This is a genomic window from Angustibacter sp. McL0619 (assembly GCF_049994355.1).
Taxonomy (GTDB): Bacteria; Actinomycetota; Actinomycetes; order Actinomycetales; family Angustibacteraceae; genus Angustibacter.
Genome location: NZ_CP188257.1, coordinates 4,282,312 through 4,298,613 on the forward strand (window position 1 = coordinate 4,282,312; position 16,302 = coordinate 4,298,613).

Below are 16,302 nucleotides of genomic sequence, written 5' to 3' on the forward strand. Positions count from 1 at the left end.
CACGGCAGCATCCTGTCAGGCTCGTCGGGTCATCGGTACACGTCGCGGCGGTGAGCCATGCGAAGCACCAGGACCAGCACCTGGTCGTCATGGATCTCGTACACCACCCGGTAGTCGCCGGTGCGCACCCGCCACTCGCCAGCGCCGCCGACGAGCTGGGTTGCGGCCGGGGGCCGTGGATTGTCTGCGAGCAACTCGATGGCGGCCTGGAGCCGACGCCGGACCTGCGGGTCGAACTTGCGTAGCTGGCGCGCTGCCGCGGGGGCGAGAACGACTCGGTAGCTCGTCATACCAGCCCGAGGTCCGCCTTGACGTCCTCCCAGGGGACCGGCTCGCTGCGGGTCTGGACCATCTCCTCGCGTGCCTTTGCAGCGGCGCGGATGTCGGCCATGTCCTCAGCGAGCTCGAGCAGGCGATCGAGGTCTTGCGAGGAGATGACGGCGGCGACGCGGCGACCTCGCCGGGCGATGAACACGGGCTGGTGCTCACGCTCGGCCCTGTCGACGATCTCCGCCAAGTGACTGCGCGCCGCAGAGATGCTCACATCAGGTGTCGCGGTCATGTACAAACAGTACAACTGGAGGGCATGATGTACAACTGACTATCCGATCGCCACCACCACGACGCCGGTGAGGGCCAGTTGAAGCAAGGCCAGCGGGACGAGCACCTTCCACGCCAGCTGCTGCAGCTGGTCCTCGCGCAGCCGCGGCCAGGCCACCCGGATCCAGATCACCAGCACGGCGACGAACCCGGTCTTGAGCAGCGTCCAGAGCCAGCCGAGGGTGTCGCTGAACGGTCCCTGCCAGGCCCCGAGGAACAGCACCGCGGTCAGCGCGGACAGCACCACGATCCCGGCGTACTCGCTGAGCAGGAAGAACGCGAAGCGCAGCCCGGTGTACTCGGTGTACGGCCCGAACACGATCTCGGAGTCCGCGACCGGCATGTCGAAGGGCGGGCGGGTGATCTCGGCGACGCCGCCGACCACGAAGCACACCAAGGCGGGCGCCTGCCAGATCAGCCACCAGGGCTGCCAGGCCTCGCCGATGCCGATCAGCGACAGCGTGCCCGCCGCCATCGCCACGCTGCTCGCGGCCAGCACGATCGGCAGCTCGTAGGAGAGCAGCTGCGCGGCGGTGCGCAGGCCACCGAGCAGCGCGTACTTGTTGGCACTGCTCCAGCCGGCCATCAGCGTGCCCAGCACGCCGACGGCGCTGACCGCCAGCACGAACAGCAGGCCGGCGTCCAAGTCGGCGCCGACCACGGTGGGCGACAGCGGGATGGCCACCATGGCGACCAGGTACGGCACCAGCGCGACGGCGGGCGCGAGCCGGAACACCTTGCCGTCCGCGGCGGCCGGCGTCACGTCCTCCTTCTGCACGAACTTCACGCCGTCGGCGACCAGCTGGGCCCAGCCGTGGAACCCGCCGGCGTACATCGGGCCGAGCCGACCCTGCATGTGCGCCATCACCTTGTGCTCGGTCTGGCCGACCAGCAGGGGCAGGACCAGAAACGCGGCCAGCACGCCGACCACCCGGACGACGGCTTCCAGCGCCTCATTCATCGCGTGGACCCCAGGTCGCGTCCGGCACGCCGGGCGGCAGCGTCTTGCGCCGGGACGGCGAGGTGCCGGCGTCGCTCTCGCCGGGCTCTTTGGCCCCCGGCCACGGCTTGCTAGCCCTGGCCGCCAGCACGAACTCCTTGCGCAGCGGCGTGCCCTGGAAGCCGTCCGGCAGCAGCAGTGGGCGCAGGCCGAGCCCGGTGCCGTCGTCGAACCCGGCGAAGTCCACGCCGAACATCTCGTGCGTCTCGCGCTCATGCCAGGCCGCGCCCGGCCACAGGTCGGTCAGGCTGGCCAACCGCAGGGCGGACGCCGGGACCCGGGTTCGCAGCAGCAGCCGCGGCACCCCGCCCCCGGGCAGCGCGGTCGAGCTGGCCACGTGCACGACGACGTCCACCGACGCCGGCTCGACGTCCGGCTCGTCGACCGCGGACAGCCAGTCGAAGAAGTCCAGCCCGAGGTCCTGGCGCGCCCAGCGCAGCGCGTCGTGCCAACGATCGACCGGGACGTCCAGGCACACCGTGCCCTGACCGTCCGCGGAGGCCGGGACGTCGTCCAGCCCGAGCGCCGCAGCCAGCCCGGCGCCCGCGTCCTGCGGGCTGCTCACGAGGGGCTGCCGGCGGGCTCGAGCGGGCCACCGCCGTCCGCGGCGACCAGCGGTCGGGTGACCTGTGCGGCCGACGGCGGACGGCGACGCTCGGCGATGGCGGCGCCACTGAGGCTCTCGCCAGCGATCTTCTCCTGCAGCCGAAGGATTCCGTGCAGCAGCGCCTCTGGCCGAGGCGGGCAGCCGGGCACGTACACGTCCACCGGGATGATCTGGTCGACGCCCTTGGTGACGCAGTAGGAGTCCCAGTAGGGGCCGCCTGAGTTGCTGCACGCGCCGAACGAGATCACGTACTTGGGCTCGGGCATCTGGTCGTACAGCCGCTTGATGGCCGGTGCCATCTTGTCGGTGACCGTGCCGCTGACCACCATCAGGTCGGCCTGCCGCGGGCCGGGCGCGAACGGGATGACGCCGAGCCGGATGAAGTCGTGCCGGGCCATCGACGCCGCGATGAACTCGATCGCGCAGCAGGCCAGGCCGAAGTTGAAGACCCACAGGCTGTAACGGCGGCCCCAGTTGAGCACCAGCCGCAGCGGACGCGGCGCGGCCTCGGACAGGGGCCCCACGCGCGGCGCGGGCAGGTCGACAGCCACGCCGTCACCCTAGCGCCGCGCACGCCGCGTCGTCCGTGCAGTCGCGGGTGCACCGACGGGTGCGCCCAGGTGGCTGCGATCGCGACCAGGTGAGCGCACCCATCGACGCACACCTGGCACATCGGGCGCCCGGCGTCCGACATGCGAGACGATTGCCAGGGCCGCGTTCGCTCGCTCGTACCGTTGTCGTGACCCCCCGTCACGTCCAGCACCGGAGTACGCCGTGCCCGCCCCCCACCTGCGCTTCCCCCTCGTCGCCGCGCTCGCCGCCACCGCCGTCGTCACGCTCGGCGCCTGCGCCCCGCAGGACGACAGCCCGTCGGCCGCGTCCTCCGGCACCGCCAGTGCTAACGCGTGCACCAAGGACTCCCTGGCCACCCACACCAAGGGCACCTTCACCGTCGGCACGGACAAGCCCGCCTACGAGCCGTGGTTCGTGGATGACGACCCCAGCAACGGCAAGGGCTTCGAGTCGGCCGTCGCGTACGCCGTGGCCGACAAGCTCGGTTTCGCGCAGCCCGACGTCAAGTGGGAGGTCGTGAGCTTCAACCAGGCCACCGCCCCGGGCCCGAAGGCGTTCGACGTCGACATCAACCAGATCTCGATCACCGACGAGCGCAAGAAGAACCTCGACTTCTCCTCCGGCTACTACGACGTGGCCCAGGCCGTCGTGACCGTCAAGGGCAGCAAGGCCGAGAACGCCGCCAGCATCGCCGACCTGAAGAAGCTGAAGATCGGCGCCCAGGTGGGCACCACCAGCTACACCGCCGCCACCGAGACCATCGCCCCCGACCAGAAGGTCGCCGTCTACAACACCAACGACGACGCCAAGGCGGCACTGTTGAACGGCCAGATCGACGCGCTCGTCGTGGACCTGCCCACCGGCCTCTACCTGGCCGCGGCGGACCTGAAGGACGGCAAGCTCGTCGGCCAGATCCCCACCACCGGCACGCCCGAGCAGTTCGGCATGGTGCTCGACAAGGGCAGCGCGCTCACCGCCTGCGTCTCCCAGGCGGTCGACGCACTGCGGGCCGACGGCACCCTCGACAAGCTCGAGCAGCAGTGGCTCACCAGCACCGCCGGCGCCCCCGTCCTGAAGTGACGACGTCGGCGTGAGCACGTACGCGCCGTCCGCGCGGCAGGTCGAGCGGCTGGCCTACCGTCAAAGGCGAGCGGTCCGGTCGGCCGTCATCGGCCTGGTCAGCACCCTGGTCGTCGTCACCGTCGTCCTCACGGTGCTGGTCAACAGCCCTGGCTGGCCGCGGGTCAAGGCCAGCTTCTTCGACTGGGACGTCGCCAAGGCGTCGCTGCCTGACATCCTGGTCGGCCTGTGGCTCAACGTCCGGATCATGGTCGTGTGCGCCGTCTTCATCCTGATCTTCGGGATGGCGCTGGCGATCATGCGCACCCTGCGCGGGCCGGTGTTCTTCCCAATGCGGGCCTTCGCCACGGCATACGTCGACCTCTTTCGCGGCATGCCGCTCCTGCTGGTGCTGCTGCTGGTCGGCTTCGGCGTGCCGGGTCTGCGGCTGCAGGGCCTGCCGAGCAGCGTGCTGTTCTACGGCTGCGTGGCGCTGGTACTCACCTACTCGTCCTACGTCGCCGAGGTGTTCCGGGCCGGCATCGAGTCCGTGCACCCGAGCCAGCTGGCCGCCGCCCGGGGGCTCGGGCTCTCCTACCCGCAGACCATGCGCTATGTCGTTGTGCCGCAGGCGGTCCGGCGGGTCGTCCCACCCCTGCTGAACGACCTGGTCAGCCTGCAGAAGGACTCCGGCCTGATCTCCATCCTCGGCGTCATCGACGCCATCCGGGCCGCGCAGATCGCGCAGGCCGAGTACGCCAGCTTCACGCCGTACGTCGTGGCCGGCATCTGCTTCGTCCTGCTGACCATCCCGCTGACGCGGCTGACCGACCGGGTGGCCCGCAAGCAGGGCTGGCAGGGCGCGGGGGGTGTGCCGTGAGCGACCACCTGCTGCGGGTCAGCGGGCTGCGAAAGGCCTACGGCGACAACGTCGTCCTGGACGGCCTGGGCCTGGACGTCGACCCGCACCAGTGCATCGCACTGATCGGCGCGTCAGGATCGGGCAAGTCGACGCTGCTGCGCTGCATCGACCTGCTCGAGGTGGTGGACGACGGCGTGATCGAGCTGGCGGGGGACGACATCACCGACCCGCGAGTGGACGCCGACGCCGTCCGGGCCCGGATCGGGATCGTGTTCCAGGCCTACAACCTGTTCCCGCACCTGCGGGTGCTGGACAACATCACGCTGTCCCCGCGCAAGGTGCACGGCACCAGCCGCGACCAGGCCGAGGACGAGGCGATGGCGCTGCTGCGCCGGGTCGGGTTGCAGGACAAGGCGAAGGCCTGGCCGGACGAGCTGTCCGGCGGGCAGCAGCAGCGGGTCGCGGTGGCTCGCGCACTGGCGACGAAGCCGGTGCTGATGCTGCTCGACGAGGTGACCAGCGCGCTGGACCCGGAGCTGGTCGGCGAGGTGCTCGCGATGCTGCGCGACCTCAAGGGCGACGGGATGACGATGCTGATGGCGACCCACGAGATGTCCTTCGCCCGCGACGTCGCCGATCAGGTCGTGTTCCTGGACGCCGGCCAGGTCCGCGAGTCCGGACCGCCCGAGCAGGTGTTCGGCGACCCGCGCGAGCCGAGGACGCAGCAGTTCCTGCGCCGAGTGGTGGACTCCGGCCGGCTCTGACTCCGATCACGCAGAGTGACCGGACGAGGAGGACGGATCACCCCGATCGCCGCTTCAGGTGGCGATTCGGGCGCCGAGGTGATCAGCAGGAGACGCCACGTCTCGACTGACCCGAGGAGAGAACATGCGAACCTTCACCCTGGCACTGGGCTTGAGCGCGGCCCTGGTCGTAGGCGCGGCGAGCCCCGCACTGGCCGCGCAGGGAACGCCGCAGCGGCCCGGCGGACAGGTCACCCCCGTTGCTCCGTCCGACAACGGCGGCGACAACGGCTGGGGCAACTGCGGCCACAACTCCAGCACCGGGCACCCGCACAGCGACCCGGCCGGCGGTGGGAACGGCGGCTACCACAAGGGCGACGGCTGCGGCGCCGTCCCGACCGACCCGACCGACCCGACCGACCCCACCGACCCCACCGACCCCACCGACCCGGGCGGCCCGATCAACGTCTGACCCGCGGCTCCTGACGGCCCAACCGGACGGGCCCATACTGACGCCATGGCCTACGACAGGGTGCTGGCGCAGCGGATCCGGGACGCCACTGCGGGCGAACCGGGACTCAGCGAGAAGGCGATGTTCGGTGGGCTCGCCTTCCTCGTGCGCGGCAACATGGCGGTCGCGGCCAGCGGCCAGGGCGGGGTGCTGCTGCGGATCGATCCGGCTGACGCCGAGTCGCTGACCAGCCAACCGCACGTCGAGCGGTTCGAGATGCGCGGCCGGGCGATGAACGGCTGGCTGGCCGTGCACCCTGAGGCGTTGCAGACGGACGCCGAGCTGCAGGCCTTTGTGGACGTCGGCCTGTCCTACGCGCGATCCCTGCCGGCGAAGTAGGGGGCTGATGGACGGCGAGCGCTCCCGGGGGCGGGTGCTCGCTGACTGGGCGTGGCCTGGGCACCCCGACCGGTGGCGCGAGGTCCCGCGACGGCTGCGGCCGACCATGGTGTCGGTGACCCGGCTGACCTCGGCTGCAGTGGTCGCCTTCCTGTTCTCGGCCGCGCTGACCGACGGCGCCCTTGACCTGACCGGCCCGCTGACCGCGCTGCTCGTCGTCCAGGCATCGGCGTTCTCCACGATCAAGATGGGCGCGGTCCGGGTCGGCGCGGTGCTCGCCGGGATCCTGGTGGCCACGGTGCTGTCGGCCTGGGTCGGGCTGACCTGGTGGAGCCTCGGCGCCGCGATCGCGATCTCGCTCGTGCTGGCCAAGGGGCTGCGGCTGGGCGAGCAGGCGCTGGAGGCCCCGATCAGCGCCATGCTCATCCTGGGCGTGAGCAACCACGACGTCGCAGCCGAGACCCGGATCCTGAACACCCTGATCGGTGCGGCCGTCGGGGTGTCGTTCAACCTGCTCTACCCGCCGGCGATGCCGACGGCCGCGGCCGCCGGGGAGCTGCGTCGCGTCGCCGACGCCGGCGCGGCCCCGCTGGACGCCGCGGCGGACGCGCTGGTCGACAGCCCGGTGACCCGGGCCGAGGTGGAGGAGTGGATCGACCGGGTCCGAGCCGCGAACCGGTACGTCGCGTCGGCGACCGGCGTCCTCGCGCGGCTCAAGGACAGCAGGCGCTTCAACACCCGGGCGCTGGGGACGGTCGACGTCGAGCCGGTGCTGAAGTCGGGGCTCGACACACTCGAGCACTGCCTGCTGGCGATCCGTGCGCTGTTCACCGTGATCCAGGCCGAGATCCCGGCGACCGACGAGCCGGAGGACCCCTACGGCTCCGAGCTGCGCGCGGCCTTCGCGGTGGTGCTGCACGACACCGCCGACTGCCTGCGCGCCTTCGGCAACCTGGTCGTCGCCGAAGCCGAGGGGCGCGAGCAGGAGACCGAGCAGGCGCTAGCGGAGAGCCTGGACATCCTGCGCGAGACCAAGGCGATCCTGACCGAGCTGATCATGGTCGACGCCGCGCACAACACCTCGTCGTGGCTGCTGCGCGCGTCCGTCCTGGCCGCCGTGGAGCAGCTCCTGTCCCGGCTGGACCTGGAGGACCGCGCCCGCGTCCACCAGCGGTGGAAGGAGGAGCAGGCACGTCGGCCTATGGCCCAGCTACCCCGGGTGGTGGAGAGCGTGCTGCCGCATCCGGAGCGGCCGTATCCGCGCGGTCTGCAGCCGGACCGGCTCAAGCGCCGCGGTGATGTCGGCGGTCGTGACTAGGGTCGGCGACACAGCGTGTGGGCGAACCCGAGCTCAGACCCAGCGCAGCAGGCCCCGCCGCCACGCGTGCGCCAGCCCGACCGCGAGGACGCCGAGGAACACGCCCATCTCGGCCAGCGTCCGCCAGCCGAACCCGGGCAGCGTCAGCACCGTGGCCCAGGGCAGCAGGTACATCGCGTCCACTGCGAACACCACGTACAGGTACGCGTAGAGGTAGTAGCGGATGTTCGACTGCGCCCACCCGTCACCGACCGGGTCGACCCCGCACTCGTACGTCGTCAGCTTGCCGGGCGTGGGGGCGGCGGGACGCAGCAGCCTGGTGCCCTGGGTGCCCGCCAGGAACAGCGCGACACCGCTGAGGACGACGAGCCCGACGATCGCGTACGGCGGCAGCTGGTGCACGTCGTCACCCTAGCGAGCCGGTTGGCGGGCCGACGATCGTCGGCCCGAACCGGACGAGCACCCGGACTACCGTGCCGCGCTCGGACGAGCGCACCTGGACCAGGTCGCACAGCTGGTTCGCGATCCAGACCCCGCGACCGCCATCGACCTCGGGGCCCGGCATCCGGCGTCCCACCAACGGGTCGTCGATCCGGCCGTCGTCGCGGACCTCGCAGACCAGATGGTCCTCGGTACGCCAGAACCTCAGCACGCCGGTGGGCGCGCCGTGCCGCAGGCTGTTGGTGGTGAGCTCGGCCACCGCCAGGACGAGGTCGTCGGCCCGGCCAGGGCCGAGTCCCGCGTGCCGGGCGAACGCGGACACAGCGTGCCGGACGTCGGCCAGCTCACCCTTCGCGAACGTCCGGCGCTGGTGCACGGCCGGCGGCTCGGGCAGCGACCCCGCGAACAGCTCCTCGACCAGCAACGCACCGGCGTAGGACCTGCTGCCTTGCTGCCGGCCCGCCTCGATCAGCGCCGGGTGGCTCCGCCGGGCACCATGCAACGCGTCTTCGTCCAGCTCGGACACGTCGTAGGGGCAGCGCAGCCAGAGCGGCTCGTCGGGCGAGACCGCGACGTTCAGCAGCGCCTCGTGCAGGGCGCACTCGGCCATCTCGGCCGGCCCGCGGCCGAACCAGATCGGCTCCCCCACGCCGCGCAACGGCTCGCCGTGCGCACCGTGGCGGTCCACGAACTCTCGCCACGCCGGGATGATCCGCGCCGGGTTGTCGCCCAGCTCGGACATGTCCACCAGCTGAACCTCGTCGGCGTCGCTGCCCAGCGCGTCCGCGAACGCCTCGAGCCGCGGCTGGGGCACGGCCACCAGGCACGGCTGGCCGAGCTCGAGGCCGTCCCGGACGAATCCCACGGTGCCGTCGAGGAACTGCGAGTCGCCGTCGTAGAGCAGCGCCTCGTGCTGGTAGCCGCTGTGTTGTCGCGTAGTGCCTTCTTCCCGAGCGGGGAACCTCTGGCCCTCGCCGACAAGTTACTCCCGGCTCGCGTCCGCGGATCGAAAACTTTTCCTGTCCAAATGCCGGTCAAGCGCGCATCCGGATCGTGGGCGACCTACGATGACGTAGGTAGTGCATACCCGGTTCAGCGAGGCGATGACAGCGCAGATGAAGCACCCGACGAGTGGCAAGCAGGTCCGCAAGCTCGACCGTGTGGTGATCCGATTCGCGGGTGACTCCGGTGACGGCATGCAGCTCACGGGTGATCGATTCACGTCCGAGACGGCGGCCCTGGGCAACGACCTGTCGACGCTGCCGAACTTCCCCGCCGAGATCCGCGCTCCGCAGGGCACCCTGCCCGGCGTGTCCAGCTTCCAGCTGCACTTCGCGGACCACGACGTGCTCAGCCCGGGCGACGCGCCGGACGTGCTGGTCGCGATGAACCCGGCCGCCCTGAAGGCCAACATCCGGGACGTGCCGCGCGGCGCGATGGTGCTGCTGGACACCGACGAGTTCACCAAGCGCAACCTGGCGAAGGTCGGCTACGCCGCCAACCCGCTGGACGACGGGTCCCTGGACTCCTACCACGTGCACGCCGTGGGGCTCACCTCGATCACCGTCGAGGCGCTGTCCGACTACGACCTGACCCGCAAGGAGAAGGAGCGGGCGAAGAACATGTTCGCCCTCGGCCTGCTCTCCTGGCTGTACGACCGCCCGACGGAGGGCACCGAGTCCTTCCTGCACGCGAAGTTCGCCAAGAACCCCGAGATCCTCAAGGCGAACCTCGCAGCGCTGCACGCCGGCTGGAACTACGGCGAGACCACCGAGGACTTCGCGGTCCGGTACTCGATCGCGCCGGCGCCGATGGCCACCGGCACGTACCGCAACATCACCGGCAACACGGCGCTGGCCTACGGGCTGGTGGTCGGCGCGCACCGGGCCGGTCGCCCGCTGCTGCTGGGCTCGTACCCGATCACGCCGGCGTCCGACGTCCTGCACACTCTGTCCGGCCTGAAGCGGTTCGGTGTCACGACCTTGCAGGCCGAGGACGAGATCGCCGGCATCGGCGCGGCGCTCGGCGCCGCGTTCGGCGGTGCCGTGGGCGTCACCAGCACGTCCGGCCCGGGCATCTCACTGAAGTCCGAGACCATCGGACTGGCCGTCTCCCTCGAGCTGCCGCTGGTGATCTGCGACATCCAGCGCGGCGGGCCGTCGACCGGCCTGCCCACCAAGACCGAGCAGAGCGACCTGCTGCAGGCCATGTACGGCCGCAACGGCGAGGCCCCGGTGCCGATCATCGCGCCGAGCTCGCCGGCCGACTGCTTCGACGCGGCCATCGAGGCGGTGCGCATCGCCACCACCTACCGCACCCCCGTGCTGCTGCTCTCGGACGGCTACCTGGCCAACGGCTCCGAACCCTGGCGGATCCCGGAGATCACCACCCTGGCGGACATCTCCGTCGAGCTGACCACCAGCCCGAACGCCACCGACGACGACGGCAGCCCTGTGTTCCATCCGTACCTGCGCGACCCGCAGACGCTGGCCCGGCCGTGGGCCGTGCCGGGGACGCCGGGTCTGGAGCACCGGGTGGGTGGGATCGAGAAGGCTGACATCACCGGCGACATCAGCTACGACCCGGACAACCACGACCACATGGTCCGGCTGCGGCAGGCCAAGACCGACGGCATCGCGGCCACGATCGACCCGCTGGTGGTGGACGACCCGGCCGACGCGAGCGGTCGCACGGCCGACGTGCTGCTGCTGGGTTGGGGGTCGACGTACGGGCCGATCTCGGCCGCGGTGCGCGAGGCACGCAACCAGGGCATGCGGGTGGCCCAGGCGCACCTGCGTCACCTGAACCCGTTGCCGCGCAACGTCGGCGAGGTGCTGCGGGCCTATCCGCGGGTGATCGTGCCCGAGATGAACCTGGGTCAGCTGTCGCTGCTGCTGCGAGGCAGGTTCCTGGTCGACATCCAGGGCTACAACCAGGTGCGCGGCATGCCGTTCACCACCCACGAGCTGGTCAGCGTGATCAGCGCGGCCGTCACCGAGCAGGCGGGCGCCTCGGCCCGACCGGTGCCCGCGCGGTCGCAGGAGGAGCAGTCATGAGCATCGACCTCGGGATGCCGGGGGGTCCGTCCGGGCTGGCCGGCGTGCCGACGCTGCCGGAAGGCGCTGCGCCGCAGACGAAGAAGGAGTTCACCTCCGACCAGGAGGTCCGCTGGTGCCCGGGCTGCGGCGACTACGCCGTGCTGGCCACCATGCAGGGCTTCCTGCCCGAGCTCGGCCTGCGCCGCGAGAACGTCGTGTTCATCTCGGGCATCGGCTGCTCCAGCCGCTTCCCGTACTACATGAACACGTACGGCATGCACTCGATCCACGGCCGCGCCCCAGCCATCGCGACGGGGCTGGCCGTGTCCCGTCCCGACCTGTCGATCTGGGTGGTCACCGGCGACGGCGACGCCCTGTCGATCGGCGCCAACCACCTCGTGCACGCGTTGCGGCGCAACGTGAACCTGAAGATCCTGCTGTTCAACAACCGGATCTACGGGCTGACCAAGGGCCAGTACTCGCCGACGTCCGAGCGCGGCACGGTCACCAAGTCGACCCCGGCCGGCTCGGTCGACAACCCGTTCAACCCGGTCTCGCTCGCGCTCGGCGCGGAGGCGACGTTCGTGGCGCGAACGCTGGACTCCGACCGCAAGCACCTGACCGAGGTGCTGCGGGCGGCTGCCCAGCACCGCGGGACGGCGCTGGTGGAGATCTACCAGAACTGCCCGATCTTCAACGACGGCGCGTTCGCGGTGCTGAAGGACCGTGAGTCCGCCGAGGCTCGGCTGCTTCGCCTTCGGCACGGCGAGCCGATGACGATCGGTGAGGGCGAGGCGGCCACGGTGGTGGTGCGCGGGCCGCACGGCGGGCTGGACGTCGTCCCGGCCGCCGACGCCAACCCGGCGGACGTCGTCACGCACGACGCGCACGCCGACGACCCGACGCTCGCCTTCGCGATCTCACGGCTGGACACCCGGGACATGGCCCACGTGCCGGTCGGCATCTTCCGCGACGTTGCGCGCCCGACGTACGACGACCTGGTGCGCGAGCAGGTGACGACGGCGAGCGCGGACGGCCCGCCGACCACGGAGGCGCTGCAGGCCCTCATCTCGGGCAACGACACCTGGACGGTCGGCACCGGGGTGTGAGCAGTCCCGACCCACGCTCTGCCGACCCACGCCCTGCCGCCCCACGCCCTGCCGACCCACGCCCTGCCGACCCACGCCCTGCCGACCCAGGCCCTGCCGAGCACGCCCGGCTGGGCACGGCGTACGGCGCTGGCGCGTTCCTGCTGTGGGGCGTGTTCCCGCTGTACTTCCACGCTCTGGAGCCAGCCGGTGCCGTCGAGATCGTCGTCAACCGCGTGGTGTGGTCGCTCCTGGTGTGCCTGCTCGTCCTCGCCGTCACCCGGCAGGTCGGCTGGGTCCGCCCGATGCTCGCCAACCCTCGCCAGCTCGGCTGGCTCGCGCTCGCCGCCGTATGCCTCTCGTTCAACTGGGGCGTCTACGTGTACGGCGTGAACTCGGGCCGAGCCGTCGAGGCAGCGCTCGGCTACTTCATCAACCCACTCGTCACCGTGCTGCTCGGCGTGCTGGTGCTGCGCGAGCACCTGCGCCGGCTGCAGTGGGCAGCGGTCGCGCTCGGTGCGGTGGCCGTCGTCGTCCTGACGATCGGCTACGGGCACCTGCCGTGGATCGCCCTGGCCCTGGCCCTGTCGTTCGCGTCCTACGGGCTGCTGAAGAAGCACGTCGGGGCGAACGTCGGCGCGATCGCCAGCCTCACAACGGAGACGGCGGTGCTGTTCCCGACGGCCGCGGCGACCTTGGTGTGGCTCGAGGTCACCGGGCGTGGGACGTTCACCGAGGATCCCCCCGGTCACGGCCTGCTGCTCGCTACCACCGGCATCGTCACCGTCGTGCCGCTGCTGCTCTTCGCCGCAGGGGCTCGACGCGTGCCGCTGGTCACCATGGGCCTGCTGCAGTTCATCACGCCCGTACTGCAGCTGCTCTGCGCCGTGCTCTTCCTCGGCGAGACCGTACCGCCGTCGCGCTGGGTCGGCTTCGCGATCGTCTGGGCGGCTCTGGGCCTGCTCACCGTGGATGCGGGCCGCGCTTACCGGCGGCCCGCCAGCCCGCAGGACCTCGAGCCGGCGGTGCTCTCCGGGCCGTGACCGGCACCCGGCCGAGCTCACTCGCGCCGGACCTCGGCCCGCAGCGCGTCGGCGACGCCGATCATGATGCGTGCGTACGGCAGCACCGCCGTCCCGCGGTCGGTCAGCCGGACGCCGGTCGGCCCGCGCTCGAACAGCCGGCAGCCGAGCCGGCGTTCGAGCACCTGGATCCGCTGGCTCAGCCCGGGCTGGGAGTACCCCAGCATGGGTGCGGCCTCGGTGATCGACCCGATCTCGGACACGTGCACGAAAGCACGCAGCAGTGCGACGTCCACGAACTACCCCCTTCGACAGACGCCCACACCCTCGCCCCACGGCGTCTGCGGTCATCTTGCGCGAAGGGCGCCAATGGTGTCAACCGTCACGCGCCGGACATGTCAACCGGATCCGACATACCGTCAGGCCAGCGAGACCGCGAGCTGCTCGAGGTGGTCCATCGCCTCCTGCATGCCACCCTCCATCCCGGAGTTGATGTGCGCATCGCGGTGCTCGACACAGCTGTGCTGCACCAGCATGGTCAGCGTCGTGCGGCCGTCCTGCTCGGTGAAGGTGACGGTGTTGACCGCCTCACCGTCCGGCGTGCCCTCGAACACCTCGGTGCCGACGATGCGCTCGTTCGGGACGATCTCGCGGAACACGCCGTGGAAGGCGACCTCGAAGCCGCCGTTCGCGGTCATGACGTAGCGCCAGGAGCCGCCCACCCGCAGGTCGATCTCGGCGCTGGTGACCTCGCCGCGGTCGCCGCTCCACCAGCGCTTGACCAGGTCCGGCGTGGTGTAGGCCCGGTAGACCAAGTGCCTTGGTGCGTCGAGCTCGCGCGTGATCAGGATCTGGGTGTCGCTGGGCAGCGTCACCACTGCCGTGCCGGTGCTGGTCTGTGCCATCTCAGTTCTCCATGTCCTTGAGCTCCGCGAGCACGTCGTCCAGCTTGGCGAAGCGCTCCTCCCAGTCCCGCTCGAAGCGGCGCACCCACTCGTGGATCGACTGGAGCGGCTCGGCGTTCAGCCGGTACAGCCGCTGACGCCCCTCACCCCGGACGTCCACCAGACCCACCTCCCTCAGCACGCGCAGGTGCTTGGACACCTGCGGCTGGGCCAGCTCGAGCAGTGCGACCAGCTCACCGACCGGCCGCTCGCCGCCAGCCAGCAGGTCGAGGATCTGCCGGCGCCGCGGCTCGGCCACAGCGTTGAACGCGTCGGTCGTGGTTGCTGCTCGGGCCATGCCACAATCATATGCCGATATCGGCATACGTCAAGTGGGCGCAGATCTCCGGGCATCGCATACGTGGTTGCAGCGAACTGGGGGTGATCACCCCCGCAAGGCTGCAACCACGACTGCAACCAGCCGAGGCACGACCCAGCAGTGCTAGGGGGTCGACGCCCCGCGGGCGGTGGAGGCCGTGGTCGCAAGGGCGGGTGCGACCTCGACGGCGACGGTCCGGCCCGAGTAGTGCCAGACCGCCGCGGCCATCTGGCCGACATCCACCTGGAGCGTCGAGGCGTTGCGCGCCCAGCCCCCTGCGGTCCACAGCGCCGGCGCACGCCACGGCCGGACGGCGGCCAGCAGGTCCGCCGGGGCATCCGCTCGAGGCTGGACGGCGATCACCGCCGGGTGCCGCTTCGGGCCGGGCACCAACGCGATCCGTGAGACGGCGGACCACGGCAGCTGCAGCCGCGCCGCGCCGTCGTCGAGGTGGATGCCCCCGCCGTCCACGACCAGTCCCGTGAAGGGCGCCCGCAGGTTCACCAAGCAGCGGCACCGGTACCAGAGCCGCCGGCCCATGACGAACAGGGCGAGCAGGCCGAGGACCCCGGTCAGCTCGCCGGCGACGAACGCGGCGAGCCCGGCGGAGCCGTCGGATGAGGTCAGCGCGGCCCGGAAGCCGATCACCACGGCGCACGCAGCGGCGAGCACGGCGAGCAGTCCGAACGTCGCAGCTCGGGCGTGCCACCGACGTTCGGCTCGTGCGTCCACCAGGACCACCAGCGAGTCATCGATCACGACGGGAGGCTAGTGGATCTTTTCGTCACGCAGTCACAACGTCGGCGCAAAGCGCCTGTTCGGGCGTGCCGTCAGGCGGAGCGCTCGACGACGCCATCGGCGAGCAGCGCCAGCGCCGTCTTGACCTGGCCGTCCGGCAACGGCTCGAGAGCCGCGTGCGCAGCGTTCGCCCAGAGCCGGGTGGTCTGCCGGGCCCGCTCCATCGCCGGGTGCGCCCGCAGCAGCCCGAGCGCCTCGGCGTGCCGGGCGTCGTCGGTCAGGTCGCTGGCCAGCAGCTCGAGCAGCCGCAGGTCCGCCGGGTCGTCCGACTCACGGGCGTACAGCACCGGCAGGGTCGCCACGCCCTCGCGCAGGTCGGTGCCAGGCGTCTTGCCGGACTCGCCGGAGTCCGAGTCCAGGTCGATCAGGTCGTCGGCCAGCTGGAAGGCGACACCGATCCGCTCGCCGTACTCGCGCATCAGGTCGATGGTCGCCTCGTCCGCGCCGCCGAACCAGGCGCCGAAACGGCCCGCGGTGGCGATCAGCACGCCGGTCTTCTCGGCCAGCACGGTCAGGTAGTGCTCCACTGGGTCCTGACCCTCGGCCGGGCCGACGGTCTCGCGGATCTGGCCGGAGCAGAGCATCTCGAAGGTAGCCGCCTGCACCCGGACGGCCTCGGCGCCGAGGTCGGCGACCAGCTGCGAGGCTCGAGCGAACAGCAGGTCGCCGGTCAGGATCGCCACGGTGTTGCCCCAGCGGGCGTTGGCGCTCTGCGAGCCACGACGCAGCGCGGCCTCGTCCATCACGTCGTCGTGGTACAGCGATGCCAGGTGGGTCAGCTCGACCACGACCGCAGCCTTGACCACGTCGTCGTTGACCTTGCCCGCCTGCGGTCCGGCCTGCGAGGCAAGCACCGTCAGCAGCGGACGGAACCGCTTGCCGCCGGCCTCCAGCAGGTGCCCGGCGGCCGTCGCGATGTAGTTGTCGACATGGCCGACGGACTCGTGCAGCGACGTCTCGACCCGCGCCATGGCGTCCTCGACCGTGGTCGCCAGCTCCGCGTCGTCCAACGGCAGCCCGAACGACTGCGCGCCGCTCAT

Annotated in this window: 21 protein-coding genes; 9 read left to right on the top strand and 12 right to left on the bottom strand. The window is 71.2% G+C overall.

The window, feature by feature from the left end; all coding sequences use genetic code 11:
- Nucleotides 1-29: 29 nt before the first annotated feature.
- The 5 genes from ACPPVT_RS20055 to ACPPVT_RS20075 are packed head-to-tail and all read right to left on the bottom strand — an operon-like array spanning nt 30 to nt 2,758.
- A complete protein-coding gene (locus ACPPVT_RS20055) occupies nt 30-290 on the bottom strand; it encodes a type II toxin-antitoxin system RelE family toxin (protein WP_426563398.1) in 261 nt (86 codons plus the stop codon).
- Nucleotides 287-562 carry a type II toxin-antitoxin system Phd/YefM family antitoxin gene (locus ACPPVT_RS20060; protein WP_426563400.1) on the bottom strand — a complete coding sequence of 92 codons (276 nt, stop codon included), beginning with the start codon at nt 560-562 and terminating at the stop codon, nt 287-289. The genes ACPPVT_RS20055 and ACPPVT_RS20060 overlap by 4 nt, the downstream gene beginning before the upstream one ends.
- Before the next feature lie 39 nt (nt 563-601).
- Nucleotides 602-1,561: a complex I subunit 1/NuoH family protein gene (locus ACPPVT_RS20065; RefSeq protein WP_426563402.1), complete on the bottom strand. Its 960-nt coding sequence runs from the start codon at nt 1,559-1,561 to the stop codon at nt 602-604.
- A complete protein-coding gene (locus tag ACPPVT_RS20070) occupies nt 1,554-2,165 on the bottom strand; it encodes an NADH-quinone oxidoreductase subunit C (RefSeq protein ID WP_426563404.1) in 612 nt (203 codons plus the stop codon). The genes ACPPVT_RS20065 and ACPPVT_RS20070 overlap by 8 nt, the downstream gene beginning before the upstream one ends.
- Entirely contained in the window at nt 2,162-2,758 is a 597-nt protein-coding gene (locus ACPPVT_RS20075; protein ID WP_426563406.1) for an NADH-quinone oxidoreductase subunit B, read from the bottom strand. The genes ACPPVT_RS20070 and ACPPVT_RS20075 overlap by 4 nt, the downstream gene beginning before the upstream one ends.
- Before the next feature lie 223 nt (nt 2,759-2,981).
- Here ACPPVT_RS20075 and ACPPVT_RS20080 point away from each other — a divergent pair, with 223 nt between their 5' ends.
- From ACPPVT_RS20080 to ACPPVT_RS20105, 6 genes are all read left to right on the top strand, one after another.
- Nucleotides 2,982-3,860: an ABC transporter substrate-binding protein gene (locus ACPPVT_RS20080; RefSeq protein WP_426563408.1), complete on the top strand. Its 879-nt coding sequence runs from the start codon at nt 2,982-2,984 to the stop codon at nt 3,858-3,860.
- Nucleotides 3,861-3,870: 10 nt separating this feature from the next.
- Nucleotides 3,871-4,719, top strand: a complete 849-nt coding sequence (locus ACPPVT_RS20085; RefSeq protein WP_426563410.1) for an amino acid ABC transporter permease — start codon at nt 3,871-3,873, stop codon at nt 4,717-4,719.
- On the top strand, nt 4,716-5,465 hold the full coding sequence (locus ACPPVT_RS20090; protein ID WP_426563412.1) for an amino acid ABC transporter ATP-binding protein: 750 nt from the start codon (nt 4,716-4,718) through the stop codon (nt 5,463-5,465). Before ACPPVT_RS20085 ends, ACPPVT_RS20090 begins: the two co-directional genes overlap by 4 nt.
- 124 nt (nt 5,466-5,589) lie before the next feature.
- A complete protein-coding gene (locus ACPPVT_RS20095) occupies nt 5,590-5,916 on the top strand; it encodes a hypothetical protein (protein ID WP_426563414.1) in 327 nt (108 codons plus the stop codon).
- Between the two features lie 45 nt (nt 5,917-5,961).
- Nucleotides 5,962-6,294, top strand: a complete 333-nt coding sequence (locus tag ACPPVT_RS20100; protein WP_426563416.1) for a TfoX/Sxy family protein — start codon at nt 5,962-5,964, stop codon at nt 6,292-6,294.
- A gap of 7 nt (nt 6,295-6,301) precedes the next feature.
- On the top strand, nt 6,302-7,612 hold the full coding sequence (locus ACPPVT_RS20105; protein ID WP_426563418.1) for an FUSC family protein: 1,311 nt from the start codon (nt 6,302-6,304) through the stop codon (nt 7,610-7,612).
- Nucleotides 7,613-7,645: 33 nt separating this feature from the next.
- On the opposite strand, the gene ACPPVT_RS20110 is transcribed toward ACPPVT_RS20105, so the two are convergent.
- Both ACPPVT_RS20110 and ACPPVT_RS20115 read right to left on the bottom strand, forming a co-directional pair.
- A complete protein-coding gene (locus ACPPVT_RS20110) occupies nt 7,646-8,014 on the bottom strand; it encodes an NADH-quinone oxidoreductase subunit A (RefSeq protein WP_426563420.1) in 369 nt (122 codons plus the stop codon).
- A 4-nt stretch (nt 8,015-8,018) separates the two neighbouring features.
- Nucleotides 8,019-8,918, bottom strand: a complete 900-nt coding sequence (locus tag ACPPVT_RS20115) for an anti-sigma factor RsbA family regulatory protein (RefSeq protein ID WP_426563422.1) — start codon at nt 8,916-8,918, stop codon at nt 8,019-8,021.
- 250 nt (nt 8,919-9,168) lie between these two features.
- Here ACPPVT_RS20115 and ACPPVT_RS20120 point away from each other — a divergent pair, with 250 nt between their 5' ends.
- From ACPPVT_RS20120 to rarD, 3 genes are read left to right on the top strand one after another with little or no spacing between them, the layout of a single operon-like run.
- On the top strand, nt 9,169-11,109 hold the full coding sequence (locus tag ACPPVT_RS20120; RefSeq protein WP_426567217.1) for a 2-oxoacid:acceptor oxidoreductase subunit alpha: 1,941 nt from the start codon (nt 9,169-9,171) through the stop codon (nt 11,107-11,109).
- A complete protein-coding gene (locus tag ACPPVT_RS20125) occupies nt 11,106-12,200 on the top strand; it encodes a 2-oxoacid:ferredoxin oxidoreductase subunit beta (RefSeq protein WP_426563424.1) in 1,095 nt (364 codons plus the stop codon). Before ACPPVT_RS20120 ends, ACPPVT_RS20125 begins: the two co-directional genes overlap by 4 nt.
- A complete protein-coding gene (rarD, locus tag ACPPVT_RS20130) occupies nt 12,197-13,222 on the top strand; it encodes an EamA family transporter RarD (protein WP_426563425.1) in 1,026 nt (341 codons plus the stop codon). Before ACPPVT_RS20125 ends, rarD begins: the two co-directional genes overlap by 4 nt.
- 17 nt (nt 13,223-13,239) lie before the next feature.
- On the opposite strand, the gene ACPPVT_RS20135 is transcribed toward rarD, so the two are convergent.
- The 5 genes from ACPPVT_RS20135 to ACPPVT_RS20155 form a co-directional block, all read right to left on the bottom strand.
- Nucleotides 13,240-13,497 carry a LysR family transcriptional regulator gene (locus tag ACPPVT_RS20135; protein WP_426563427.1) on the bottom strand — a complete coding sequence of 86 codons (258 nt, stop codon included), beginning with the start codon at nt 13,495-13,497 and terminating at the stop codon, nt 13,240-13,242.
- 123 nt (nt 13,498-13,620) lie between these two features.
- On the bottom strand, nt 13,621-14,106 hold the full coding sequence (locus tag ACPPVT_RS20140) for an SRPBCC family protein (RefSeq protein ID WP_426563429.1): 486 nt from the start codon (nt 14,104-14,106) through the stop codon (nt 13,621-13,623).
- 1 nt (nt 14,107) lies between these two features.
- Entirely contained in the window at nt 14,108-14,443 is a 336-nt protein-coding gene (locus tag ACPPVT_RS20145; protein ID WP_426563431.1) for an ArsR/SmtB family transcription factor, read from the bottom strand.
- Nucleotides 14,444-14,587: 144 nt separating this feature from the next.
- Nucleotides 14,588-15,223 (bottom strand): hypothetical protein, encoded by a 636-nt coding sequence (locus tag ACPPVT_RS20150; RefSeq protein ID WP_426563433.1) that lies wholly within the window; start codon nt 15,221-15,223, stop codon nt 14,588-14,590.
- 71 nt (nt 15,224-15,294) lie between these two features.
- Nucleotides 15,295-16,302 (bottom strand): polyprenyl synthetase family protein, encoded by a 1,008-nt coding sequence (locus ACPPVT_RS20155; RefSeq protein ID WP_426563435.1) that lies wholly within the window; start codon nt 16,300-16,302, stop codon nt 15,295-15,297.